Source organism: Clostridioides sp. ZZV14-6150, assembly GCF_020657875.1.
Taxonomy (GTDB): Bacteria; Bacillota; Clostridia; order Peptostreptococcales; family Peptostreptococcaceae; genus Clostridioides.
Genome location: NZ_JAGWDA010000006.1, coordinates 134,874 through 161,257, shown reverse-complemented (window position 1 = coordinate 161,257; position 26,384 = coordinate 134,874). Strand labels below are relative to the sequence as shown.

Genomic DNA, 26,384 nt, shown 5'->3' with positions numbered 1-26,384 from the left:
GGAGGAAGTGTATTGAATTTGAGTACTGGAAATCAAAAGGTGAGTAGACTAAAGAAAAAAGCAAAGCCTAAAGATTTTAAAAAAACATTTAAAAGAGTTTTTATGTACTTTAAAAAAGATAAAAAAATTACTAGATTGATTTTTTTACTAGTAATAATTGATTCAATTATATCAACTATAATACCATATACTCTTGGAAAAGTAGTTGACATAATAAATATTGATATATATTCAAAGTCTGTTTTCTTAAAAGGAATACTTATTTTACTTTTATTTTATATAATTGAATTTTTAGTTAAGCTGTCCAAGGGGGTATTTACAGCTAGATTATCTCAAAGTATAGTTAGAGATATGAGAAGTAATTTATTTCTAAAATTTAGGAATTTACCAATAACTTTCTTTGATAAGAGTCCCACTGGAGATATTATGAGTAGAGTAACAAATGATGTTGATAATATTAGTACAGGTATTTCAACTTCATTAGTACAATTAATTACAGGAATTTTAAACATATTGCTAACTTTCATTATGATGTTTATATTAAGTCCTATTTTAACTTTTTGCAGTATTGTATTAATACCAGTAGTAATGCTTCTGAGTAATTTTATTGCAAAGAGGACTAGAGTTTTTTTTAAGCAACAACAAGTGGAGCTAGGAAAGCTAAATTCTCATATTGAGGAAATGATATCAAATATAAATGTAGTAAAAGCTTTTAATTATGAGAAAAAATCTGTAAGTGACTTCAAAGAAGTCAATGATAGGCTTTTGAGTATTTCACTTAAATCACAGATTTATACATCTCTTTTAATGCCTATTATGAACGTAATTAGTAACATAGGGTTTGCAATTATATGTATTATAGGTGGAGTACTTGCGTCTAAAGACGTTATAACTATAGGAGTTATAGCAAGTTTTTTAAGTTATGTAAGACAATTTACAAGACCTTTAAATGAATTAGCTAACTTATTTAATACACTGCTTTCAGCTGTAGCAGGATGTGAAAGAGTCTTTGAAATTATGGATGAGCAAGAAGAAGCACAAATAAATAGTAGCACTAAAAGTGATATTTACAACAATAAAAATAGTAATTTAAAAAAATCTTTTATAAATGGAGATATTGAATTTAAAGATGTAAGTTTTTCTTATGACTCAAAAAAGAATATTTTAAGTGATATAAACTTAAAAATCAAGGCTGGAACATCAAATGCCATAATAGGAGAAACTGGTAGTGGAAAAACGACAATTATAAATCTGATTACAAATTTCTATCAAGTAGAAAAAGGGAAGATATTTTTAGATGGGAATGATATATATTCAGTTGATAGGAATTGTTTAAGAAATTATTTTGGAGTAGTTCCACAAGAAAGTTATATATTTAATGACACTGTTATGGAAAATATAAGATATGGAAATCTAACAGCAACTGATGAACAGGTTATATCTGCTAGTAAAATAGCAAATTTACACAAGTTTATAATTAAGATGCGTGAAGGATATGAGACTGTTTTATCGGATAGGGGTGAGGATTTAAGTGAGGGGCAAAAACAACTAATTAGTATTGCTAGGGCGGTATTAAAAAATGCACCAATACTTATTTTAGATGAAGCTACAAGTAATATAGATATAGCAACTGAAGCTAAGATTCAAGATGCAATAAATAATATAACTTATGGAAAGACTAGTATAATTATAGCTCATAGACTAAGTACTATATCAAATTGTGACAATATAATAGTTTTAGAAAATGGGCGAATTGTAGAGTCTGGAAACCATAAAGAACTAATAAAACTAAAAGGTCATTATCACAGAAATATACTGTTAACAAATCGAAATTAAAAATTAATAAAAAAATTTAAAAAAAATTGTTTAAAGGTATATGACGCGGGTATATATAGACTAACTTAGAAAATAAAAAATTTAATTTGATATATAAAATATTAGGAGGAAATTAATTATGAAAAAATTTGTTTGTACAGTATGTGGATATATACATGAAGGGGATGCTGCACCAGCACAATGTCCAGTATGTAAAGTTGGAGCTGACAAGTTTGAAGAAATGAAAGGCGAAAAGAATTGGGCTGATGAGCACAGAATAGGAGTAGCTCAAGGTGTAGATGAAGAAGTAATCGAAGGATTAAGAGCTAATTTTGTTGGAGAGTGTACAGAAGTAGGAATGTATTTAGCAATGAGTAGACAAGCTGATAGAGAAGGATATCCAGAAGTTGGAGAAGCTTATAAGAGAATAGCTTTTGAAGAAGCAGAACATGCTGCTAAATTTGCAGAACTTCTTGGAGAAGTTGTAGTTGCAGATACAAAAGAAAACTTAAGAGTTAGAGTTGATGCTGAATATGGTGCAACTGATGGAAAATTAAAATTAGCTAAAAAAGCTAAAGAATTAGGATTAGATGCTATACATGATACAGTACATGAAATGTGTAAAGATGAAGCTAGACATGGTAAAGCATTCTTAGGATTATTAAATAGATATTTTGGAAAATAAATTTATAAAAAATTATATATAGATTTTTGATTATCTTTTTAATCTTCTTATATGTCCGAATAGCCTTATTTTATAAGCTATTCGGGCATTTTACTTTATATCAATACTCATGTTTATAGGTTTATCTTCTTATATTTTTCCCATCAAACGTGGTAAATATCGTGGTAAATACTTTTATGCAATCAGACGCTTAACCTCTGTCTTGGCACTGTCAATAGACGAATGAGCGCACCAGTTTGTTGTGATACCGATACTCGAATGTCCCATGAAATACTGTAAATCTTTCGGGTTCATGTTCCGTTGTGCCAGTTTCGCACAGAATGTATGGCGTAATGTATGCGGTGTGATATGTGGTAAGGCTGTATCATGTTGCTTGTTGTATTTCTTCACAATATGGTTAAATAACCCATTGTAATCAATCGCAACCTTTGGATTACCATTCTGATTGACAAATAGGAAATTTCCCCATCCGTCTATTACTATTGGCTCTGTCTTAGAGCGATTCTTAGTATCTATCCAGCACCCATTTCAACCATTATTCATTCTCATAAGTTTAATAATCAACAAATAGAGCTTAAAATGATTGTATATTTCAATCTATTGTGATTATTTATATTTACGAATACATAAGAATCATTACATGCTTATCTGTCAATGAATTTTTCTTGATTTTGCACAAATAATTAAGTACGATAGGCTTATAAATAACAAGTAACGAAACAATGTGGAGGGTTATGCCATGAAATACAAACTTTTGGGAGAGAATATCCAGATAATCAGAAAGCACAGAAAAATGAAACAGCAGGAATTTGCAGATGCTATCAGTATCAATATGTAGAGCCGTTCCAAGATTGAAAGAGGATTGAATTTTCCTACCTTTGAAACGCTGGAAAATATGGCCATGATGAATTTTTCCAAAGTCATGAGGAGTGGCAGTTTTATATGAAAGTCAAGCTATCGGAATATATCAACAATTATATGAGCGATATAAAAACATCTATTGATGAATTATTGGAGATAAAGAAGTTAATTCAGCGTCAAAAAATGGACAGGCTGATGAAATGCTATAAGGTATGGCATAGTATTGACCGTTATGATGAACTGTTAAAGGGTTATCAAGAGGAATAAAGGGAAAGTATGTTGTACAGTTCTTTTACAATGGATTATAGTTTGAGCTTATTACTGCATAAGGATAGCAACTAGAATAATATGGGATAAATAATAAAAGGCTTGTATAGCATAAAGTGTTATGCAAGTCTTTTATTTATTGACAACTGTACTATTTCGTATTATACTGTACTTGCATAAGTAATACAGTATAATACGAAAGGAGGAAAATAGTGGAAATATTTATCAATAATCATGCTAGTGTTCCTATTTATGAACAAATTTCTTCACAGATAAAAGCACTGATTATCAATGGAGAATTGAAAGCTGGAGAAGCTTTGCCATCCATAAGAGGGCTGGCTAAATCTCTGCATATAAGTGTTTTGACAGTACAAAAGTCTTATGATGTACTTCAAACAGACGGTTTTATAGAAACAACGGCTGGAAAGGGGTGCTTTGTTTCTGCTCAAAATCAAGATTTTTATTTAGAAGAACAACAGAAAAAAATAGAAAGCCATTTTTCAGAAGCCATTGAAATAGCTAAAGTAAGTGGAATTAAACTTAATAAATTACAATTGCTATTAACATTATTGTACGAGGAGGAATGATACTATGGAAAAAATTGCATTAGAGCTTAAAGGAATAACGAAACAATACAAGGATTTTAAACTGGATAACATTTCTTTTAAAGTACCACAAGGAAGTATCGTAGGTCTGATTGGCGAAAATGGTGCTGGAAAAAGCACTACAATCAATGCTATTCTAGGATTGACTGTTACCGAACAAGGAGAAGTATCTGTATTTAACGGAAAAAGTGTAAATGCCGAAACAAAAGAACATATAGGTGTTGTTTTTGACGGAAGTAATTATCCAGACAGTTTAACTCCTAAAAAGTTAGGAAAGGTATTTCAAAACATTTACAAAGAATGGGATAGCCAAAAATATTTAGAACTACTTAATAAATTTGAACTTCCAGTTAATAAAAAACTTAAAGAGTATTCTAAAGGAATGAAAATGAAGTATTCTATTTCGGTAGCATTATCTCATAATTCAAAATTGCTAATTCTTGATGAGGCTACAAGTGGTCTTGACCCAATAATAAGAGATGATATTTTAGAAATGTTTTTAGATTTTATTCAAGATGAAGAACACTCAATATTGGTTTCATCTCATATTACCAGTGATTTAGAAAAAATTGCAGATTATATTGTATTCATACATAAAGGAAAAGTATTATTTTCAAAACCAAAAGACGAGTTATTAGAAAAATATGGAATTATAAAATGTAATTCAAAGCAATTTAATGAAATAGATAAAGCTGATATTATTGCATATAGAAAACAAGATTATGAATGGCAAATATTGATTTCTAATAGGCAGCAGACAGAAAGAAAATATCCGAAAATTATGATTGTACCAGCGAGTATAGATGAAATTATGCTTATGTATGTAAAGGGGGATAAATAGTATGAAAGGTTTGCTTTTAAAAGATTATTACATTATCAAGTCATCAATTATTACACTACTGATTACTTTTGCTGTTATTGGGTTTGGAGTATCTTTTTTTGCAACTCCACAAGTTTTGATTGTTATAGCAACAACTGTACTAGGTATGAGTGTAGCAACGATAATTAATATTGACAAAAAATGTGGTTGGTTAAAAACAGCTGTAACATTTCCAACACCTAAAAGAACAATTATAAGCAGTAAATATCTTATGTATGTGCTACTATGTTTGCTTGGCATAGTGTTTGGAATAATTTTCAGTACAATGGTATCTTTTGTTATAAATGATATGAATTTTAGATTTTTGCCATTGTTTACATGCTTGAGTATAGTTATGACATTCTTTTCTGGCGGAATTATGCTTCCATGCTTTTATTTACTTGATGAAGAAAAAAGTGTGGTTGGTGCAATAATAGCATATCCACTTGCAGCAGGATTTGTATTCGGCATGAGTAAATTGATTGATAACGGTACTTTGTCAATGGCAATAAGTATTCTAGTTTCGATTATTATATTTATAATTTCATGGTGTCTGGTTTGCAAACATGTATCAACTAAAGATATTTGATATAATGGCAATGATGAAGTTAGGGAGATATAACTGCTATGAAAGTTTTAAAAAAAGAGATATGAAACAATCTTAAAAGGTGAATAAACACGAGGTTATCTTCTTTTGAGCATATCGTCAGATTGATGAAAAAGCAATCAAGGAAATTTTGAAATTCTATAACACTTATATATCCAAATTATGCCTACGTCCGTGTTACAATGAGAGTGGTTCGGTCAATATGCAAGTTGATGAAGAACTAAAAGGATAAATTCATACACAGATGATAAAAGCTATTTTTATGTTTGAAATCAAAGTAAAATAGTCTAGTTGTATGAATGAAGAAAGGGAAATGTACAGCTTTTGTGCTATCTTCCTTGTCTCTTTATCGTCATGTCAAGGCTCATTCAATCGTGGTAAAATGAGTGCTTTTTTTAGGGTATTAGGAATTTCCCTTAGGTCAATTAAAGCTAATAGGAAGTATTCAAATATAAAAATATGGAATTAAAGAGTAAATTAGATTCTAAAACAGTAAATTGACATACATATAGGAATACATTAAACTAAGTATAAAAATATTGACTGTTTAATAAAGGTGGTGGATAAACTGATTAAGTATACACATAAAAGTAAGATAGCTATTGTAGTGCTACATGAAATTTATGGAATTAATAACTTTATAAAGGATATTTGTCAAAAATACTATCAAGATGGATATGATGTATTCTGTCCTGAACTTTTGGGTAGTGGGAAAGTTTTTTCTTATTTAAAATCCCAAGATGCATATAATTTTTTTATAACTAATATAGGATTTAATATTTATGAAAAAGTAGAAAAACTTATAAATGATTTAAAATTAAAATATAAGCATGTATTCGTTATTGGGTATAGTGTAGGTGCAACAATTGCATGGAGATGCAGTGAAAATTCATTGTGTGATGGAATAATTTGCTGTTATGGTTCTCGAATTAGAGATTATATAGATGTAATTCCAAAATGTCCTGTTTTATTGGTATTTGCAAAATACGATTCATTTGATGTTGATTTTGTTGCCTCTCAACTTGTTAAAAAACAAAACATTCAAATTGAAATTGCAGAGGCAAATCATGGTTTTATTGATACATATTCAAAAAATTATTCTAATACTCATGCACAAACATTTAATCTTCAACAAATGGAGTTTCTATCTAAACATTCAAGTTAATAGAGACTATAATTACTTATAAGAGAATTTAAAAATTTTTTGTTTGTAACACACTCATGCATAGAAGAAAAGAGTATGTCAAAATATATTTGTCTATTGATATTTTAAAATTAGATAGAGCATTTTTTACAGAAAAAGATGAAAGTAATAATAAAAAATGTTTCTAAAGAAGAATTAAATATATAAATAAATATAGAATAGATGAAAAATAAAGGTGCTTTTAGATAGTCAAAGATACTATCTAAAAGCATCTTTATTTTATAGAAATTATGCTAAAATGAATAATATTTATATGAGGAAGAAGCTTAATTGAGAAAAAAAATCAAAAGAATACAATAATCACTTGCAAAACTTATACTATTGTGATAGACTTAAATCAAAATTAAGAATTGTAAAAAGAAGGAAAAAAATAGGTAATCATTTTAATGAGTCACAACTTAAAAATAAGATACTAGAATTTAAATAGAATGAAAAGTCTACACATAAATTTAAATTAGTATAAGGAGGAGGAAAATCATATGCCATTAGTATTATCAAATATAGGAGAAGAAGTAGTTATAAAGAAGATTTCAGGAAGTGATAAGACAAGAACCTTTTTAAATAGCATAGGATTTGTAGTAGGAACAAATGTTAAAATAATTTCTAAGATAGAGGGCAATTTGATAATAGATGTAAAGGATACTAGAATTGCATTAGATAAAAAAATGGCAAGTAGGATAATAATATAGGGAGGTAGTAACATGAACAAGCTAAAGGATATTAAGTGTGGGGAAACTGTAAAAGTTAAAAAATTAGAAGGAGAAGGAGCTACACGAAGACGTATAATGGATATGGGGATTACAAGGGGTGTTGATGTGTTTGTGAGAAAAGTAGCTCCTCTTGGAGACCCAATTGAAATAACAGTTAGAGATTATGAACTGTCAATTCGTAAATCAGATGCAGAAAAAATTATTGTGGAATAATAAACTTAATTATAGTAGGGTTAATGCAATTATATAGTGAGAATGATTTTCTGTATCAAAAATAATTATGTATCTAAATATTAATGGAGGGAATGGAAATGTCAATAAAAATAGGTCTCATAGGAAATCCTAATTGTGGCAAGACAACAATGTTTAATGGACTTACAGGTTCATCGCAATATGTTGGTAACTGGCCAGGAGTAACAGTTGAAAAAAAAGGTGGAAAATTAAAAGGAAATAAAGATGTAGAAATAGTAGATTTACCAGGGATTTATTCTCTATCACCATATACATTAGAGGAAGTTGTTACACGTAATTTTATGCTTGATGATAAACCAGATGCAGTAATAAATATTGTAGATGCATCAAATATAGAGAGAAATTTATATTTAACAACTCAGGTTTTGGAATTAGGTATACCTACTGTTATAGCTCTTAACATGATGGATGTTGTTAAGAAAAATGGAGATAAGATAAATATTAAAAAATTATCAGAGGTTATAGGTTGCCCTGTAGTAGAAGTAACAGCTGTTAAAGGGCAAGGAATTATGGAAGCTGCTCAAAAAGCAATTGAAATTGCAAGTTGTAACAATAAATTAGATTTTAAGTTACCTTTTGTTGATGAAAGCAAAGGAGCAATAGAAAAAATCGAAAAGATAATAGAGGAAAAAACTCCATATATAGATATGGAAACACGTTGGTTAGCGATCAAGTTATTTGAAAGAGATGAAAATGTTATACAAAAGCTTGATATTTCTAAAGGAATATTAAATGATATAGAAGAAATAACTAGAAGCTGTGAAGATGAATTGGATGATGATAGTGAAAGTATAATCACAGCAAATCGTTATGAATTTATCAGTTCAATAATTTCAAGCATAATAAAGAAAAATAGAAAAGGTAAAGAAACTGTCTCAGATAAAATAGATAAGATTGTAACAAACCGTATATTAGCACTACCTATTTTTGCACTTATAATGTGGGGAGTTTACTACATAGCAGTAAGTTCATTGGGTGCTATAGCAACTGATTGGACAAATGATGTATTGTTTGGAGAAATTATTCAAGGTAATGTAAGTAATTTCCTAGCTTCCGTAAATGTAGCTGATTGGTTACAAGGTCTTGTAGTTGATGGCTTAATTGGTGGAGTTGGAGCTGTATTAGGATTTGTGCCACAAATCATGCTTTTATTTTTACTATTATCAATACTTGAAGATTGTGGATACATGTCACGTGTGGCTTTTATAATGGATAGAATCTTCCGTAAGTTTGGTCTTTCAGGAAAGTCATTTATACCAATGCTTATAAGTTCAGGTTGTGGAGTTCCAGGTGTTATGTCAACTCGTACTATAGAAAATGATAGAGACAGAAAAATGACTATCATGTTGACTACATTTATTCCATGTGGAGCTAAAATTCCAATAATAGCTTTATTTGCAGGAGCACTGTTTGGAGGGGCTTCATGGGTAGCACCATCAATGTATTTCTTAGGAATTGTAATGATAATTGTTTGTGGAATTATATTAAAAAGAACTTCTTTATTTGTTGGAGAACCATCTCCATTTGTTATGGAACTACCTCAATATCATGTTCCTAGTGCAAAAGGTGTTTTAATTCATATGTGGGATAGAGGAAAAGCATTTATAATCAAAGCAGGTACAATTATATTTGTTGCTTGTGGAGTAATATGGTTCTTACAATCATTTAACTGGTCACTACAAATGGTAGATGCAGGAGATAGTATATTGGCTAGTCTAGGAAATATAGTTGCACCAATATTTGCGCCTCTTGGATTTGGAAACTGGCAATCATCAGTAGCAACAGTTACAGGTCTAGTAGCAAAAGAAAATGTAGTTGGAACATTTGGTGTTTTGTTTGGTATATCAGATGCAACAGAACAAGACCCAACACTTCTTGGTTCAGTTGCAAGTATGTTTACAGTAGTTAGTGCATTTTCATTTATGGCATTTAACATGCTTTGTGCACCTTGTTTTGCAGCTATTGGTGCTATAAAAAGAGAAATGGGTTCATGGAAATGGACATGGATTACATTAGGATTCCAAACTTTAACAGCTTATATAGTTGCTCTTCTTATCAATCAAGTTGGAAGTGTACTTTTAGGAACTGGTGGAAGTATTGCTGGGGCAATAATATCTATAGTTATAGCAATAGCTGTAGTATTTGGAGTTTTAACTTATTCAAATCGAACAATAAAAAAAGATAAAATTGGTAATTTGAGCTATATGAAAAATTAGTTCATATAAATAAGGAGTGATGATTATGGCTACATTTGTTATAGCAGCTATTGTGGTAATATTAATGGCATTGGCTGTGATGCATATGGTTAATAACAAAAAAAAGAATGGCAGTAGTTGTGGATGTGGTTGTTCTGGATGCTCAAGTAGTAAGAGTTGCCATGATACTAAAAGATAGATAAAATAAGAGTCTGATAAAAAGTTTAAATTACTTTATTATCAGGCTTTTATTTTTTATATAAATAATAAATTTCATATTTGAAGTCAATTAGACTATATTATATTTTTACTGTATAATTATAGACAAATATATGATTAGGAGGGATTATTGCTAAATACAGCAATATAAATGTTTATTATGTTTAAATTTGATGTGACAAACGAACTTATGTGTATAGCAAGAGGAAGTGGTAAATTTTTTGCTAAAAAAGGTGCTATGGTAGCATTTAAAGGAAATTTTAACTTTGAAAAATTAATATTAGGCCCAAACAATGGCGGTGGTTTAGGTAGAGCATTACTAGGACATGTTCAAAGGTCATTGACAGGAGAACAAATGCCAATAATGGTTGTTGAAGGTGAAGGTGAAATTTACCTAGCACAAAATGCTTATCATGTAGATGTAATATCAATTGACCCAGGTGACTCGATTTGTGTTGAGAGCGAAAACTTATTAGCATTTTCAGAACAACTAGATTATAGTGTAAAATTAATTGGTTCAGGAGTAATATCTCAAAAAGGACTTTTTACTACACATTTAATAAATAAAACAAGCCAAAATCAAGATATTGCCATAATAACAGATGGTAACCCTCTGATACTTGAAGGGCCTTGTTGTGTTGACCCAGATGCGTTAGTAGCATGGACTGGAAGGGAACCATATCCTAAAGTAGCAAAACTATCATGGAAAACTTTTGTTGGTCAGACTTCAGGGGAATCTTATCATATGGAGTTTGTTGAACCTGGCCAAATAGTTATTATACAACCATCGGAGAGATTGTCTAGTCTGAATACAGATGCAACACCTTCTGACAGAATGAGGTCAGGTGGAGTAAGAATTGGCATAGATTAATTTTTATAGTGCATTTTAATTGTGATTTAAAATATATTTAAAGAATAAAAATGGTAGCAGGGGTAGGTATATTAAAAAGGAGTTTTAGATGCTGGAGAGAATTCATAAAAAGTTTAAAGGATATTACATTTTCTTACTAATCTTAATTTTATGGAAAATTGTATGTGTTTTAGGTATATGGAGTAGCTATATTTTGCCTCCACCTGAAAGAGTTTTCGAAACTTTTATAAAAATGATAAATGATGGTTCTATTTTTTTAAATGTTTATGCTAGTGTTAAGAGGATATTTATAGGTTTTTTAATAAGTTCATTGATAGCAATACCACTTGGAATCGTATTTGGTGTAAATAAAAAAATGTATGAGTATTTCAAGCCACTATTTGAATTTATGAGAAGTACACCTCCACTAGCTTTAATACCTATGCTGATTTTATGGTTTGGTATAGGTGAAGAGTCTAAAATTATAATTATAGTTTTAGCATCGTTTTTCCCAATATTTTTAAATACGCTAAAAGGGATAAAAAATTGTGACAGTAAATTAATCGAAGTAGGAAAGTCTTTTAATTTATCTAAGAAAAGAATTTTTTGCAAAATAATAATTCCTAATTCTATGTTAGATATTATTGTTGGACTTAGTCTAGGTCTTGGGTATAGCTTTAGAGCTATAATTGGTGCAGAACTTATTGCGGCTTCTTCTGGTTTAGGATACTTGATTTCTGATGGTAAGGATATGTCAAGAACTGATATTGTACTGGTTGGAATTTTTGTTATTGGTTTTTTAGGTATACTTTCAGATTATCTATTTTCAATGGCAATAGCAAAATTTAGCAAAGGGAAGCAGGTTGATTTAAATGGTTAGAAATGGATTTTTATTAGAGAATATACATAAAAAGTATTTAGTTGATAATAAAGAACATTTAGTGCTTGATGATATATCATTGAGTATATCTAGCGAAGAAATAACGGTTATATTAGGGGAAAGTGGCTGTGGGAAGACAACTTTGCTTAGAATTTTAGCAGGTCTTGAAAGTGCTACTAGTGGAAATGTATATTTTTTTTATAATGATAAAAAGTGTATCCCAAAAGTAGGGGTTGTTTTTCAAGAAAGTAGACTAATGCCATGGCTAAATGTAAGTGAAAATATACTTTTACATACTGAAAAAAATAATAGAAATAAGGTTGATTTAGATAGATATTTAAAGATGATGAAACTTGAAAAGTTTAAAAACTCATATCCAAATGAGCTCTCAGGAGGAATGGCTCATAGAGTAAGTATTGCAAGAGCTCTTTCTTTTAACCCAGATATTCTATTGATGGATGAACCATTTGCTGCATTAGATTATTTTACAAGAAGAAAAATGCAAAAAGAAGTAGTAAATATCCATAAAAATACTAAAAAAGGGGTAGTATTTGTAACTCATAATATCGAAGAAGCTATGGAAATAGCAAAGAAAATAATTGTTTTTAGTAAAAATAAAGGGATTAAACAATTTAGTGTCGAAGATGAATATAATAGAGATTTAACTAAAAGCTATTATATAAGCTTAAAAAAAGAAATATTAAGGGAATTGGGGGAGTTTTAAGTGATTAAAAGAAACAAAAAAATTTTAGCAGTAATGACATCTTTAGTAATGGTATTGGTTGGTACTGTGGGATGTTCAACAAAAGAAGAGGGTAATAAAGATGTTCCTACAAAAAAAGAGACTAGTTTACCTAAGGAAATAAATTTAACCTATGTAAAGTCTCCACTTAATGTTCCAAGTATACTGGAAAAGAAGGATGATTCATTTGGTAAGGAATTTAAAAAGGATAATATAAAAGTTAATTTTCATGAACTAACAACAGGCCCAGAACAAACTCAGGCACTAGCTGCTGGAGAATTAGACTTTTTGCATGCATTAGGTGGAACATCTGCTATAATAGCTGCTTCTAATGGAGTTGGGCTTAAAATTACAAATATCTATAGCAGATCACCAAAAGGATATATGCTTATAACTAACAATGAAAATATCAAATCTATAAAAGATTTAAAAGGTAAGAAAATTGTAGGGCCAAAAGGGACTATACTTCATCAATTATTGATTGCTGCACTTGCTAAGGAAGGTTATACTATAGATGATGTTGAATATGTAAACATGGATATTCCTAGCGCTGCCTCTGCATTAGAAAGTAAAAGTGCTGATGTTGCAATGCTTGCAGGTCCAGTAGCTCTAAAAACAATAAATGCAGGTAGCAAAATGATAGTAAATGGAGAAGGTTTAGTTAGTGGAATAATAGTTACTGCAGTAAGTGATGATTTTTCTCAAAAATATCCTGAATTAGTAAAAAGATTTATGAAAGTTCATGAAGAAACTTTAAAATATATGGATGAAAATAAAGATAAGGTAATGGAAGATGTATCAAAAGAAGTTGGTTTAACTTTAGATGAAACAAAGGAAATGTATTCTTGGTATGATTTTAGTTCTAAGATAACAGATAAGGATATAAAAGAGTTAGAGGATACACAAGAATTCTTGATGTCTAATGGAATGCAAGAAAAGAAAATAAATATTAAAGATATGTTATATAATCAAAATTAGTATATTAAAATAGAAAATACATCCTTAAGTTATTGTGGTAATAACATGATAAAAAAGGATGTATTTTTATTTTTAATTATTTTATAGAATTAAATCTAATTAGAAACAGCTTACTATTTTATCTACACTTATGTAGTCAAGCAATTTTCTCATTTTTTTACGATGAAGCAAAAACTTAGAATATGTGTCTTCTGATTGTTTTGGATCACCGTAAACTTTCCAATATTTAATCATAGAAACTTCACAGTTACTATATCCCATAAATCCAATCACATCTTTAAGGGGATATCCTAAAAAAATACCTATTTCATCAGGAAAAGTATCAGTTTTAAGTTTTTCAACTAGATGCTCTAAATAAGCATTTACATTAGTATTTTGTTTGTATCCTAAAAACTTCAAAAAATTTACTGTTTTTTTACATTTTAATCTTTCTGACAATGCAGTTTTATTTACAAATAATATTTTTAATCCTTTTTTTTCTTTATCAATAGCTATAAAATCTATCTTTTTACACTTATATAAATATTTGTAAATATCACTAATTTTTTCCTCTCTATTTACGTCAGTAAATGAAATATTTATTATTTCAGCAGGTTTAGAGCCTAAAAAAACTGGACCTAAAACTTCTAAAAGCCATTTTATATATGATGATTCAATTTTATTCTTACAACAAAATTGTGAATTGCAACAATGCATAAAAGATAACCTCCTTCAAATGAAAACTAATATCAATTAATTAAATTATACTATGAATGATAATCAATATCAATAATAAAATTATATTTTTTTATTTAATTACTTATCTATTATAATTTCCCAAAAAATAAATTATAAATTGTTTAATTTTAGTAAATAAAAAATAAAAATATAGAAATACTAAATGTAAGAAAGAGAATTATTAAAACTTTTTGTAATATAAAACATCTAGGAGGGTAATAAAAATGAAATTAAAAAGAACTTTATTTGTAGGACTTGCGTTAGTATTAGCTATAGGTATGACAGCATGTACTAAAAAAACTGAACAACCAGATGAAAATGCAGGAAAAAATCCAAACGAATCAGTAAATAACAATGAAGGCTATATGAATTATTATTCAACAAGCTATAATGATTATATAGCAGGTTTAAATAGATATTCTATTTATGATACTCCAGAAAGTATAAATAATCAGTTTAAGGATAAAGAATATCCAGGAAATGAAAAATATTTAAGTGATGTAAAGGCTGCATATAAAGACAGTAGAGATAAAATACAATCATTTGTAGCTTCTCTTAAAAAAGATGGTAAAACAGAAGATGCCGAATTAAAGAAAATGAACGATGAATTAATAACTGAAGGTGAAAGATTAGTAAAGGATATAGATTCTAGACTAGCAAAATTAGATAAAGTCTCTGATGAAGATATGAAAAAAGGTCAAAATGACTTTATGAAATTAGTTCATGGAACAGAAGATGTTGGAAATGATATAGGTAGTGGTTTTAGAAAAATGATAAAAGATATGAATGATAGATTAGGAATAACAGGAAACAATAAAAAATAGTTATTTATCTTTAATTAGGAATAATAAAAAATAAAAATTTTAAATAAATTTATTGACAAATATTATTAATAAATATATTATATATAACATAGCAACAAATGATAATCGAATTAAATTAAATAACGTCTTATCAAGAGTGGTGGAGGGACTGGCCCTTTGAAACCCGGCAACCAGTATATTTTATATACATTGGTGCTAAATCCTGCAACTGATATAGTTGATAGATGAGTATAAATAGCTTTTTAAGCCTGAGTTTATACTCAGGCTTTTATTTTGTTAGATACAAATTTAAAATACATAAATAAAAATAAACATACAAATTGAGCAGAATATGTGGGGAGGAAATTTTATGGTTAGCATAAAAAATGTTAATAAGTATTATGGAAAGACTCAAGTACTTAAAGATGTAAGTATTGAGATAGAATCTGGAGAAATCTTTGGGATAATAGGTCATAGTGGTGCTGGAAAATCAACACTACTTAGATGCATAAATGGGCTAGAAGAATATCAAGAAGGTAGTGTGCTTGTATCTGATAAGGAAGTAAAGTCATTAAATGAAAAGCAAATGAGGGATTTAAGAAAAGAGTTAGGAATGATTTTTCAACACTTTTCATTACTTGAAAGAAAAACAGTATTTGATAATGTAGCATTACCTTTAGAGTGTTTTGGATATACAAAGGCAGAAATTAAAAAAAGAGTTTTAGAGTTACTAGAAGTGGTTGGTATATCTGAAAAGAAAAATGATAAACCAAGAAACTTAAGTGGTGGTCAAAAACAGAGAGTTGCAATTGCTAGAGCTTTAGCACTAAACCCACAAGTACTTCTTTGTGATGAAGCAACTTCAGCACTAGACCCAAATACTACAAAATCAATTCTTTCATTACTTGAAGATATAAACAAAAACCTAGGAATAACAATAATAGTTGTAACTCATCAAATGGAAGTTATAAAACAAATTTGCGGAAGAGTGGCAATAATGGAAAATGGAGAGGTATTAGAAGTAGGAGATACAGAAGAAATTTTCTTGAGAAATACTAAGGGACTTAGAAAATTAATAGGTGAAGAAAGTATAATTTTACCAAAAGGAACAAATATAAAAATACTATTCCCTAAAGACATTTCTAATGATGCTATTATTACAACAATGGCAAGAGAGTTAAACATAGATGTATCTATAATATTTGGGAAATTAGAACAATTTAAAGAGGATATTTTAGGTTCACTTATTATAAATGTTTCAGATAAAAGCGGAGAGAAAGTAAAACAGTATCTTACAGATAAGGACATAAGATGGGAGGAAATGATAAATGAATAGTCTAATTGATTTTTTAACAACACTATTTCCAAATGCATTACTACAAACTTTATATATGGTCATAGTACCAACTGTAGTGGCAACAATATTAGGATTTATACTAGCAATTATATTAGTAGTGACAAAACCAGATGGATTAAAACCAAATAGCACGATTAATAGTGCACTAGGATTTATAGTAAACATATTTAGAAGTTTCCCGTTTATGATACTTATAGTTGCAATGATTCCAATAACAAGATTAATTGTTGGAACAAGTATAGGAGAAACTGCTGCAATAGTACCAATAACTATTGGTGCAGCACCATTTATCGCTAGGATTATAGAAAGTTCATTAAATGAAGTTGATAAGGGACTAATAGAAGCTGCCAAATCTTTTGGGGCTACAAAAAAACAAATAGTATTTAAAGTTATGATAAAAGAAGCAATGCCTTCAATTGTATCTGGAATTACATTGTCAGTAATTTCTATACTTGGTTATACAGCTATGGCAGGTGCAGTAGGAGCTGGTGGACTAGGTAATATAGCACTTATTTATGGATACCAAAGATTTGATACAGCAGTAATGGTTTATACAGTAATAGCACTTGTAATACTAGTTCAAATAATACAAGGTTTAGGAAATCTAGCGTATAAGAAACTAAAATAATTTAATCAATAAAACATTTTTAAAGGGGGAGTAAAAAATGAAATTAAAAAAATTATTATCAGTAGCATTAGTGTCAGCAATAGCAATATCAGCAGTAGGATGTTCAAACAAAGAGGATAAAAAAATATTAGTAGGGGCATCATCAAATCCACATGCAAAAATATTGGAAGTTGCAAAACCTTTATTAAAAGAAAAAGGATATGATTTAGAAGTAAAGATATTTGATGATTATGTGCTTCCAAATACAGCCTTAGATGAAGGTTCTTTGGATGCTAACTTCTTTCAACATATTCCATTTTTAGAGGAGACTGTTAAGGAAAAAGGATATAAACTTACTTATACATCTAAAGTTCATATAGAGCCAATGGGATTCTATTCAGAAAAAGTTAAATCATTAGATGAAGTAAAAGATGGAGCAGTTATAGCTGTACCAAATGATGCGACTAATGGAGCTAGAGCACTTAAATTATTAGCAAAACATAAATTAATAGAAGTAAAAGATGGCGAACTTATAACTAAAAAAGATATAACTAAAAATCCTAAAAATATACAAATAAAAGAAATGAATGCAGAACAATTACCAACAGTATTAAAAGATGTTGATGGAGCAGTAATAAATTCTAATTATGCTTTAACAGCTAATTTAAATCCTACTAAAGATGCAATAGTAATAGAATCAAGTGATTCTCCATATGTAAATATAATTGCTTGTAGAGAAGATAATAAGGATAGTGATAAGATTAAAGCTTTATCAGAAGCTATGAATAGTAAAGAAGTTAAAAAGTTTATACAAGATGAATATAAAGGAAGTATCGTTCCAGCTTTTTAAATTAAATATACAAAATCTATAAAATGAGTAAAATTTTAAAAACTTTACTCATTTTTTTTTATAACTAGAAAGTGACAAATTTTTTGGGAGAATTGTGGTAACATATTTATAGATAAAACTATATAAAAATGAAGAAGTGGTGGGGAATATGGAATCTAAGGGAACTTTAAGGAAGAATAAGGTCTATATATTGGCTAATGGGTTATTTTTAATTATTGCACTTTTGAATATAAATTTGTATACAGTTTCCATAAATATGTATAGGATAATTTTACTTTGGATATTTGGATATTCTATAGTTTATATAACTAGTTTTGAAAAAGATGAATTTATAAATATACTAAAATTAGGATGCCTTGTATTAGTTTTTGTGGGGATTTTAGGCATAGCAGAATTAGAGATTCAAAAATTCCAAGTTATGATACTCAATTTAAGTATAATTAATATATCTACATTTATATACTTAACAATTTCTAAAATAAAAAAACTGAGAATAAGTCATTTGTTGATTTTCAACAGTACTTTTGTAATAGTAGATTATTTTCTACGAAGTATTTTTAATAACTTTTATTTGAATATGATTATTATGTCAATTAATATTGTCATATCTTTGTTCAATTTATTGTTTGTATTAAACAAAATCAATAGTGAAGCTGAACATTATAGCTTAATAAAAAATTTATCATACTTTGCTTTATTTGCAACTATTATAGGTTTTATAACAACTTGTCAAATTAGTATAGTAGATACAGATAGATTAATAGGAGTAGTGTATTTATTGTTATGTAATCATACTTACTATGTGTATGTATACAGTCTAAGTAATAGAATAGTATATCCATATTATGAATTAAATTCAATAAATAAGAAGTTAAGTAAAAAGTCAGAACAATTAAGTAAGATAAATCTAGCAATAGAAAAGGATATGACTATACAGAAAACATTAAAAAATTACATAGATGAAAGAAAGGAGTTATTAAGACAAGCACTTGATACTATACCAAATGTATGGATAATAACAGATTATGATTTTAATATAAGTTATACAAATAATGCATTTAAAGATGAATTTTCAAAGGACATGAAAAACTTTTATCACATATTAAATTTTATAAAAGAAGATGAGTGTGTAGCTGAAAAGCTAAAAAAATTTGATAAGGATATAAGTATAATTGATAAACAAGTAGAGCTAAATAATAAAATATATTTGCTAAGTTTAAGTAATAATGAAGAAGAAAGTAATTATTTAATAAGCTTAAATAATATTACAAATGAAATAAAAATGGATAAAGAGATAAGGGCTATAAATAAAGATTATGAAAATATAATATTAAATATACCCTCTCCTATACTTGTAAGAAGTGCAGAAGGTGGTATAAAGAAGAATAAAGTAATAAGCATAAATAAAAAATATGAAAAGAGTTTTAAATGTACATCAAAAGAGCTAGTTAATATGACATTAGAAAAATATTTTGAAACTTTTAACATAGATTTCTTTGATAATAGAGACTTTAAAAGATTAAATCTAACAAAAGAAAAGAAAGCTGAAATAGTAAGTTATAATGATACAGCAAATTGTATAGTTAATTTTGTAATGTCTGATTCAGATGGTGAAGAACATGTTGAAGAAGTGAGAGTTGGAGATTATTGGTCAAATAATAAATTATTTAAGTTACTTACATTTAGAGATATAACCAAAGAAATAAATATACTTAGAACAGTAAATGAACAAAAAATAATATATGAAAAATTATTAGATGCTATACCAGAGGCTATTTTTCTTGAAGATTTAAGTACATCAAGAGTACTTTATACAAATAGAGCTTTTAGAGAATTATTTGGAATATCAAGTGATGTACTAGGAGTAACAACACAAAAATATAGAAATATCTTGGTAAAAAAATACATAAACAATTTAAATATAGGTGAAAGAGAAAAAAGTATTCATATAGTAAATGAAAACAATCATATTAAAGAAGTAAATATGATATCAAGAACCTTATACTTTGGACAGAAGAGAAGTAGAGTGAGAATCATTAAAGATTTAAGTGTACAAAGAGAGTCTGAGAGACTTAAAAAAGCATTAATAAAACAAAGACAGTATGACCAGATGAAGATGGAGTTCTATGCTAATATATCTCATGAACTCAAGACTCCTTTAAATAATATCTATAGCTCAGTTCAGCTTATCGAGAATCTTTATAAAAAAGGCAAGATAATTGACTGTCAAGATATATTAAGAGAACACATAAAAATAACTAAACAAAACATGTTTAGATTATTAAGATTAATAGATAATATAATAAATATTTCTCAAGTTAAATCAGAAATATATAAGATTAAAGCAGTTAACTTTGATATTATCGATATAACAGAAAGAATAGTTACATCCATTAGCAGTTATGCAAAATCTAAGGGAATCGACTTAGTTTTTGATACAAATGAGGAAACTATGAGAGTAGGTCTTGACCCAGAATCTATAGAAAGGATAATATTGAATATATTATCAAATGCTATAAAGTTTACTTTAGAAGGTGGAGAAATACTTGTAGGAATATATAAAGAAGGTGCAAATGTAGAAATACTTATAAAAGATACTGGAATAGGTATAGAAAAGGAAAAATTAAATGACATATTTAATAGATTTAAACAAATTGAAAATAGTGGTATATCAAACGAATTCGGCAGTGGAATAGGATTGTGTCTTGCAAAATCGTTAATTGAAATTCAAAATGGAGAAATTTATATAGATAGTAAATTAGGAGAAGGAACAGAGGTGAAAATCATATTCCCAATTAAAGAAGTAGTTGAAGAAGTCTATGATAAATCAAATTACAATGATAATATTGAAAAATTCGAGATAGAATTTTTTGATATATATAAGTAGTAAATATTGAAATCCATTATTTTATATATTAATATACAATTAAAAGCAGACTAATTTTACTTATAATTTTAGCTGTATTTAACTGACTATAAATAAACTTTATGAGGTGAAATTTTGGAAAAGGATTTTTTTAGGAAAAATGGAATTGATTTAGCTAAATCTATATTAGGTAAATATTTAATAAGAAAGTATGAAAATAAAACAATTGTTACCAAGATAGTAGAGACAGAGGCATACATGGGTATAAATGACAAAGGTGCACATGTATATGGTGATAAAAGAACTGAGAGAACTAAGCCTCTGTATTTAGATGGTGGACATATATATGTTTATTTAATTTATGGTATGTACAATTGTCTAAATCTATCAGCAAATATAGAAAATGTACCAGAGTGTGTGTTGATAAGAGGTGTGGAACCAATAACTTCTTTAGATGAGATATCTATAAATAGATATAATAAATTGTATGATAATTTGAGTAAGTATCAAATAAAAAATATTACTAATGGACCAGGAAAACTTTGTAAGGCTTTAAAAATAGATAGAAGCTTAAATAGTAAGAGTATAATGGGTGAAGAATTATATATAAGTGACTTTTATTATGATAATGAAGGAAAAAAGGTATGTAGTGAAGGCGAATTGGATATAAAAATTAGTAAACGTATAAATATAGACTATGCAGAAGAAGCAAAAGATTTTTTATGGCGTTTTTATATAGAGTAAGTACTGATATCAATAAGATATATATTTATAAAAATTATTTTTTATAAATATATATCTTATTTTTTACAGAATTTTTATTTTAGTATAAATAAATTTATAGAGGAGAAGATGTATTTTTAGTAGATTTTTATAATTATTTTCAATTGTTTTGTTTATACAAACAAAGATATATTTCAATAAAATAAGTATGATAATATTATACTATAAAATAAATGAATATTAACTTTTGGACGCATTTTATTAAGAATAGTCGTGTTTATACATAAAGTTGGTTTATTTTATATTAAACAGATTATTTATTACAACAAATAATTATTTATAAAAAATAGAAAAATTTTGACAAAAAAAGAAAGTATCTTTAGAATAGAGATATATTTAAAATCGTATGATTGAGGTTATAAGATGATTTCATATGCTTTGTTATGAAAATTATTGTTAGACAGAAAAATTAAAAATGGAATTTAAAAAGATGATAAATATTTTGATAACGATTGCTAAATTAGGAAATAACAAGGCTGTATCTGTATAAACATTAGAAAAATATGTATAGTTTTGGACTATAAAATATAAGATGTTGTATAAATAAAAAAAGGCATTGAATAGATACTATTAAATTGTAAAATTATGTTATAATTATTATAAAGGATGTAAGAATCTGTAGAAATAGCAATATAATAAGTTTAATTTTTAATAGTTAAATTCAAATAAACTATATAATGCAATGTACACAAATTAAAGATAGTAATCTGATAAAAATTATACTAATAAGATTTATATATTATAAACTATATAAATAATAAAGCAAATTATATGAATAACTTAAGTTTTATAATATAGTTTTATAATATAAAAAAAGTAATAATAATCAGATATATTAAAAAATATAGAAATAATTAATAACTTTTACTAAATTAGGTAGAGACATATACAATAATAAATTATAAATAATGATAAATGTGTAGACAAAAGAAAGTGAATAAATTATATTTATACTAATAAAGTTTTTTTGAGGTGAAATATTATAGATATAATAGCCTATATTTATATTCTTATATTTATATTATGAAAAAATTAAAATTATTTAGGGGTGATGGTTTTGAATAAGGACATAGGAGCAAAAATAAAGCAACTTAGAACTCAAAAACAAATGACACTGAAAGATATGAGTGAGAAAACAAACTTATCAATTGGATTTTTGTCACAACTTGAAAGAGGATTAACAAGTGTGGCAACAGATTCATTGGGTAAAATAGCAAATGTATTGGATGTAGATTTGACTTACTTTTTTATGAAGCCAAAGGAGCATAAGAGACCTGTATTAAGAAGTTATGAAAAAGAAGTTTTTGATGTAGAAAATTCAACATTTATACATTATCATTTATCATCTAATTTAAAAGAAAAAACTATGTTACCAAGATTAATTGAAATTCTTCCAAGTAAAAGTAGTGAAGAAATTTGTTGCTATGTACATAGTGGTGAAGAATTTGTATATGTTTTAGAGGGCACTCTTACAGTGTTTTTGGGTGATGAGCAAATTGAAATGTATCCAGGTGATACAATACACTACAATAGTGAAAAGAACAATCACAATTGGGTTAACTATACTAATAAGATGGTAAGAATTTTAGTGGTAAGTATACCAAATCCATTTGAAAATTCTGATACAGTTAAAGAAGCTTAAAATTTAGTTACTACTTATTTAAGGAGGAGTATTACAGTGAAAAAAATTGGATTTATAGGTGCAGGAAATATGGCCAGTGCTATGATAGGTGGTATAGTAAATTCAAAATTAGTTGAACCTAATATGGTAACAGCATCAGCATATACTCAAGGAACTCTTGATAGAATACATGCAAATTTTGGTATAAATACTACAAAAGATTCAAAAGAGGTTACTAGAAATTCTGATATAGTAATTGTAGCTGTTAAGCCAGACATATATGATGATATTTTAGAAGAGATAAAAGATTTTGTAGATGATAGTAAAATTATAGTTACAATAGCAGCAGGAAAATCTATAAAAGATATAGAGGCAATTATAGGTGAAAATAAAAAAATAGTTAGAACTATGCCTAATACTCCTGCACTTGTAAATGAGGCTATGTCTTCAATATCTATAAATAAAAATATAAAAGATGAAGACTTAGAAGCAGTGGTAGAAGTATTTAGTTCTTTTGGAAACACTGAAGTCGTACCAGAATATCTTATAGAAGCAGTGATTGGAGCGAGTGGTTCTGCACCAGCCTATGTGTTTTTGTTTATAGAAGCTATTGCAGATGCAGCAGTAATTGCAGGAATGCCAAGACAACAAGCATATAAATTTGCAGCACAAGCAGTTATGGGTTCTGCAAAAATGGTACTTGAAACAGGAAAACATCCTGGTGAACTAAAAGATATGGTATGCTCACCTGGAGGGACTACTATAGAAGCAGTTAAAGTCCTTGAAGAGGAAGGTTTTAGAGCATCTGTTATAAAAGCTATATGTGCATGTATAGAAAAATCTCAAAAAATGAGTGAGTAATAAGAATTTATTGGAAATAAAAAGAATTGCCTTTTATAGAAAATTTCTATGTTAGGCAATTCTTTTTTTACTTAATTTTTAAAATAAGCCTGAAAGCCAATTTTTTATTTTTTCAAAGAAACCAACTGAGTCGTCAGTATTGGATTGATTTTCAGAATTATTAGTTGTGTTATTTTCACCTGATTGAGAGTTACCATTATTTTCACTATTATTTTCTGAATTATTTGTATTGCTATTATCATTAGAGTTAGTATTATCTTGTGGATCTATTTGAACACCATCTGTAGAGTTTATCACAGCATTTGAGCCAAGAGACTCATCATTAGTGTTATTTAAGATTCCTAGATCTTTTTTATCTCCTCCTGAGAATAAACCAGAGAACCAATCTCCTATTCCACTAAACCATCCACCTATAGTATCTAGTATTCCAGAGCCCTTAACACTTTCACCTAATTTTTTTAATTGTTCATTTACATTATTTGATACATTGTCTAATGTATTTTTCATGTTGTTGTAATCATAATCCTGGTCAGCTATTTTTTTCATTACACCTTGAATTTGCTCTTTTTGTTCTGGTGTAATAGTAATATTGTAATTATTTACAACATTATTTATTGTGTTGGCTATTTGATTAGTATCCTTTGTACCATTTTTTACAATTTCTGTTTTTATATCATTCATTACACCAGTTGCTTTTTCTTGACCTATATCATCTCCTAAATCACCTGTAACTACTAACTCTTCAGAAGCAATTTCCTTTTTTGTTTCGTCAAGTTTTTTTCCTGATGCATCTTCAAATGCTTTCATAATTCCTGTCAATGCACCAGTACCACTTACAGGATATGGAGCAGCAGCAATAACATTTGCATTTTCAAGACCAGCTGTTGTAAGTGTTGAAGCAATCATTGAGCTAGTTACCCAAGTTAAATTTGCTGTTTTAACATTAATGCCATTGCCTTTTGTTGTAGGCTCAACATATGAGCAAGAAATAGTAACTTTACCAAGTTGGCTCTCTGTTGCAACACCTTGTAAATATTGTCTTTCTTCTGCATTTGTTACATCTAAAACTAAGACTTGGTCTTTTTTAACTCCAAAATAATTAAGCATTTGTTGCTTTTGAGACTCTGATAAGTTAGCTCCAAGTGTAACGACATTTGTACCATCTGCATAAGCAAGGTTTAAACTTCCAAACACAAGCATAGTAGATATAATAATAGAGCTAATTTGTTTTTTAAACTTCATAATAATCCTCCTAGATTTAACATACATTACATTTTCAATATATATTTTATCAATATATTGAATAAAAATATGTGCTACATTTCTATTATACTAAATATAAACTATTTTTTAAATCAATGCGATTACAAGTTTGTAATAAAAAAGGTAATATAAGGTAAATAATAAAAAAATAATTTTTATAAGAGATTGAAAAAACAATTAATGTAGTATACTATAATATAGAAATGATTATGATAATGTTATAGAATCGGAAGGAGAAAAAATAAATGTCAAAAGAATTAGTAAAAGATAGAGTAATAAAATATTTAATAGAAGATTTATTAGTACCTCAGGATATGATTGATACAAATGTTGAATTAGCAGAATTTGAAGAAGGTGCAGAGGGAACTTTAGATATTATTGTAAATGTTAAAGATGATGAGGATTATTACGCTCCAGTAATGATAGTACAGTGTTTAGATGAAGATGTAGAATTAGAAGGGGAAGTTTTACAAAAACAAATAGAATTTCTAGAAGAAGTAGATAACATAACTATGTCAGGTAGATTGGTTTTAACTAATGGTGATGCTATGATGTATGCTGATTGGAGAGGCGAAGAGTATGATACTGAGGCAGCACTTCCAACTTATGACATAATGGTAAAAGAGTTTAATGAGATGGAACAACAAGTTAAAGCTTTAGAAGAAGAACATCATCATCACGATGAAAATTGTGGATGTGGATGCAATCATCATGAAAAGTAAATAACAAGCATATATATATAAAAAGACTGTTTAATTAACAGTCTTTTTTTAGACATATATCAATTTAAAAACTTAGGATATAACAATATATAATAAAATAAATTATATATATAAGAAGGATATTAGGGTTAGAAGTAGAATAATATTATAGGTATAGTTTTTATAACTTTGTATACATAATATACAAAACAACTTATTTGAAGAA

Annotated in this window: 27 protein-coding genes, 1 pseudogene and 1 riboswitch; of the genes and pseudogenes, 25 read left to right on the top strand and 3 right to left on the bottom strand. The window is 27.9% G+C overall.

Features of this window, described 5'->3' with window-relative positions; all coding sequences use genetic code 11:
• The first annotated feature begins 12 nt into the window (after nucleotides 1–12).
• Both KGF41_RS09235 and KGF41_RS09230 read left to right on the top strand, forming a co-directional pair.
• Entirely contained in the window at nucleotides 13–1,836 is a 1,824-nt protein-coding gene (locus tag KGF41_RS09235; protein ID WP_227841915.1) for an ABC transporter ATP-binding protein, read from the top strand.
• A gap of 118 nt (nucleotides 1,837–1,954) precedes the next feature.
• Entirely contained in the window at nucleotides 1,955–2,500 is a 546-nt protein-coding gene (locus KGF41_RS09230) for an NADH peroxidase (RefSeq protein WP_107594844.1), read from the top strand.
• A 174-nt stretch (nucleotides 2,501–2,674) separates the two neighbouring features.
• Here the strand turns inward: KGF41_RS09230 and KGF41_RS09225 are convergent.
• Nucleotides 2,675–3,007, bottom strand: a pseudogene (locus KGF41_RS09225) (tyrosine-type recombinase/integrase); the annotation flags it as partial.
• A 471-nt stretch (nucleotides 3,008–3,478) separates the two neighbouring features.
• Here KGF41_RS09225 and KGF41_RS09220 point away from each other — a divergent pair.
• From KGF41_RS09220 to KGF41_RS09155, 14 genes are all read left to right on the top strand, one after another.
• Nucleotides 3,479–3,628 carry a hypothetical protein gene (locus tag KGF41_RS09220; RefSeq protein WP_227856596.1) on the top strand — a complete coding sequence of 50 codons (150 nt, stop codon included), beginning with the start codon at nucleotides 3,479–3,481 and terminating at the stop codon, nucleotides 3,626–3,628.
• Nucleotides 3,629–3,840: 212 nt separating this feature from the next.
• Complete coding sequence (locus KGF41_RS09215) at nucleotides 3,841–4,215, top strand: GntR family transcriptional regulator (RefSeq protein ID WP_227841244.1); 375 nt, start codon at nucleotides 3,841–3,843, stop codon at nucleotides 4,213–4,215.
• Nucleotides 4,216–4,219: 4 nt separating this feature from the next.
• Nucleotides 4,220–5,074: an ABC transporter ATP-binding protein gene (locus KGF41_RS09210; RefSeq protein WP_227841913.1), complete on the top strand. Its 855-nt coding sequence runs from the start codon at nucleotides 4,220–4,222 to the stop codon at nucleotides 5,072–5,074.
• A 1-nt stretch (nucleotide 5,075) separates the two neighbouring features.
• Nucleotides 5,076–5,681 carry an ABC-2 transporter permease gene (locus KGF41_RS09205; RefSeq protein WP_227827342.1) on the top strand — a complete coding sequence of 202 codons (606 nt, stop codon included), beginning with the start codon at nucleotides 5,076–5,078 and terminating at the stop codon, nucleotides 5,679–5,681.
• Between the two features lie 121 nt (nucleotides 5,682–5,802).
• On the top strand, nucleotides 5,803–5,931 hold the full coding sequence (locus tag KGF41_RS09200; RefSeq protein WP_227827482.1) for a helix-turn-helix domain-containing protein: 129 nt from the start codon (nucleotides 5,803–5,805) through the stop codon (nucleotides 5,929–5,931).
• A gap of 324 nt (nucleotides 5,932–6,255) precedes the next feature.
• Entirely contained in the window at nucleotides 6,256–6,864 is a 609-nt protein-coding gene (locus KGF41_RS09195; RefSeq protein ID WP_227827343.1) for a dienelactone hydrolase family protein, read from the top strand.
• Nucleotides 6,865–7,382: 518 nt separating this feature from the next.
• Nucleotides 7,383–7,592, top strand: a complete 210-nt coding sequence (locus KGF41_RS09190; RefSeq protein WP_227827344.1) for a FeoA family protein — start codon at nucleotides 7,383–7,385, stop codon at nucleotides 7,590–7,592.
• A 12-nt stretch (nucleotides 7,593–7,604) separates the two neighbouring features.
• Nucleotides 7,605–7,826, top strand: a complete 222-nt coding sequence (locus KGF41_RS09185; protein WP_227432844.1) for a FeoA family protein — start codon at nucleotides 7,605–7,607, stop codon at nucleotides 7,824–7,826.
• Between the two features lie 98 nt (nucleotides 7,827–7,924).
• Nucleotides 7,925–10,081 carry a ferrous iron transport protein B gene (gene feoB, locus KGF41_RS09180; RefSeq protein WP_227827345.1) on the top strand — a complete coding sequence of 719 codons (2,157 nt, stop codon included), beginning with the start codon at nucleotides 7,925–7,927 and terminating at the stop codon, nucleotides 10,079–10,081.
• A 25-nt stretch (nucleotides 10,082–10,106) separates the two neighbouring features.
• The gene (locus KGF41_RS09175; RefSeq protein ID WP_227827346.1) at nucleotides 10,107–10,259 is read left to right on the top strand and encodes a FeoB-associated Cys-rich membrane protein; all 153 of its coding nucleotides are present in this window, start codon (nucleotides 10,107–10,109) and stop codon (nucleotides 10,257–10,259) included.
• A gap of 180 nt (nucleotides 10,260–10,439) precedes the next feature.
• Nucleotides 10,440–11,150 carry an AIM24 family protein gene (locus KGF41_RS09170; RefSeq protein WP_227827347.1) on the top strand — a complete coding sequence of 237 codons (711 nt, stop codon included), beginning with the start codon at nucleotides 10,440–10,442 and terminating at the stop codon, nucleotides 11,148–11,150.
• A gap of 88 nt (nucleotides 11,151–11,238) precedes the next feature.
• Nucleotides 11,239–12,009 carry an ABC transporter permease gene (locus KGF41_RS09165; RefSeq protein WP_227827348.1) on the top strand — a complete coding sequence of 257 codons (771 nt, stop codon included), beginning with the start codon at nucleotides 11,239–11,241 and terminating at the stop codon, nucleotides 12,007–12,009.
• A complete protein-coding gene (locus tag KGF41_RS09160; protein WP_227827349.1) occupies nucleotides 12,002–12,733 on the top strand; it encodes an ABC transporter ATP-binding protein in 732 nt (243 codons plus the stop codon). Before KGF41_RS09165 ends, KGF41_RS09160 begins: the two co-directional genes overlap by 8 nt.
• A gap of 33 nt (nucleotides 12,734–12,766) precedes the next feature.
• Nucleotides 12,767–13,729, top strand: a complete 963-nt coding sequence (locus KGF41_RS09155) for an NrtA/SsuA/CpmA family ABC transporter substrate-binding protein (RefSeq protein WP_255611362.1) — start codon at nucleotides 12,767–12,769, stop codon at nucleotides 13,727–13,729.
• Between the two features lie 99 nt (nucleotides 13,730–13,828).
• On the opposite strand, the gene KGF41_RS09150 is transcribed toward KGF41_RS09155, so the two are convergent.
• Nucleotides 13,829–14,425, bottom strand: coding sequence for a DUF3793 family protein (locus tag KGF41_RS09150; RefSeq protein ID WP_227827351.1), 597 nt, complete (start codon nucleotides 14,423–14,425; stop codon nucleotides 13,829–13,831).
• 245 nt (nucleotides 14,426–14,670) lie between these two features.
• Between KGF41_RS09150 and KGF41_RS09145 the strand changes: the two genes are divergently transcribed.
• From KGF41_RS09145 to proC, 8 genes are all read left to right on the top strand, one after another.
• Nucleotides 14,671–15,270, top strand: a complete 600-nt coding sequence (locus KGF41_RS09145; RefSeq protein WP_227827352.1) for a hypothetical protein — start codon at nucleotides 14,671–14,673, stop codon at nucleotides 15,268–15,270.
• Between the two features lie 124 nt (nucleotides 15,271–15,394).
• Nucleotides 15,395–15,501: riboswitch (SAM riboswitch) on the top strand.
• A 118-nt stretch (nucleotides 15,502–15,619) separates the two neighbouring features.
• Complete coding sequence (locus KGF41_RS09140) at nucleotides 15,620–16,585, top strand: methionine ABC transporter ATP-binding protein (protein ID WP_227827353.1); 966 nt, start codon at nucleotides 15,620–15,622, stop codon at nucleotides 16,583–16,585.
• Entirely contained in the window at nucleotides 16,578–17,234 is a 657-nt protein-coding gene (locus KGF41_RS09135; protein WP_227432857.1) for a methionine ABC transporter permease, read from the top strand. Before KGF41_RS09140 ends, KGF41_RS09135 begins: the two co-directional genes overlap by 8 nt.
• Nucleotides 17,235–17,271: 37 nt before the next feature.
• Nucleotides 17,272–18,063 (top strand): MetQ/NlpA family ABC transporter substrate-binding protein, encoded by a 792-nt coding sequence (locus KGF41_RS09130; RefSeq protein WP_227827354.1) that lies wholly within the window; start codon nucleotides 17,272–17,274, stop codon nucleotides 18,061–18,063.
• 148 nt (nucleotides 18,064–18,211) lie between these two features.
• A complete protein-coding gene (locus KGF41_RS09125) occupies nucleotides 18,212–20,950 on the top strand; it encodes a PAS domain-containing sensor histidine kinase (protein WP_227827355.1) in 2,739 nt (912 codons plus the stop codon).
• A 114-nt stretch (nucleotides 20,951–21,064) separates the two neighbouring features.
• Complete coding sequence (locus tag KGF41_RS09120; protein ID WP_227827356.1) at nucleotides 21,065–21,673, top strand: DNA-3-methyladenine glycosylase; 609 nt, start codon at nucleotides 21,065–21,067, stop codon at nucleotides 21,671–21,673.
• A 1,090-nt stretch (nucleotides 21,674–22,763) separates the two neighbouring features.
• Nucleotides 22,764–23,354 (top strand): helix-turn-helix domain-containing protein, encoded by a 591-nt coding sequence (locus tag KGF41_RS09115; RefSeq protein WP_413840640.1) that lies wholly within the window; start codon nucleotides 22,764–22,766, stop codon nucleotides 23,352–23,354.
• A 36-nt stretch (nucleotides 23,355–23,390) separates the two neighbouring features.
• Nucleotides 23,391–24,194, top strand: a complete 804-nt coding sequence (proC, locus tag KGF41_RS09110; RefSeq protein ID WP_227856595.1) for a pyrroline-5-carboxylate reductase — start codon at nucleotides 23,391–23,393, stop codon at nucleotides 24,192–24,194.
• Nucleotides 24,195–24,272: 78 nt separating this feature from the next.
• Here proC and KGF41_RS09105 read toward each other — a convergent pair whose 3' ends face one another.
• Nucleotides 24,273–25,436, bottom strand: coding sequence for a DUF1002 domain-containing protein (locus KGF41_RS09105; RefSeq protein WP_227841465.1), 1,164 nt, complete (start codon nucleotides 25,434–25,436; stop codon nucleotides 24,273–24,275).
• Between the two features lie 266 nt (nucleotides 25,437–25,702).
• Between KGF41_RS09105 and KGF41_RS09100 the strand changes: the two genes are divergently transcribed.
• Nucleotides 25,703–26,179 (top strand): type I restriction enzyme HsdR N-terminal domain-containing protein, encoded by a 477-nt coding sequence (locus KGF41_RS09100; protein WP_227841905.1) that lies wholly within the window; start codon nucleotides 25,703–25,705, stop codon nucleotides 26,177–26,179.
• The last annotated feature ends 205 nt before the right edge of the window (nucleotides 26,180–26,384 follow it).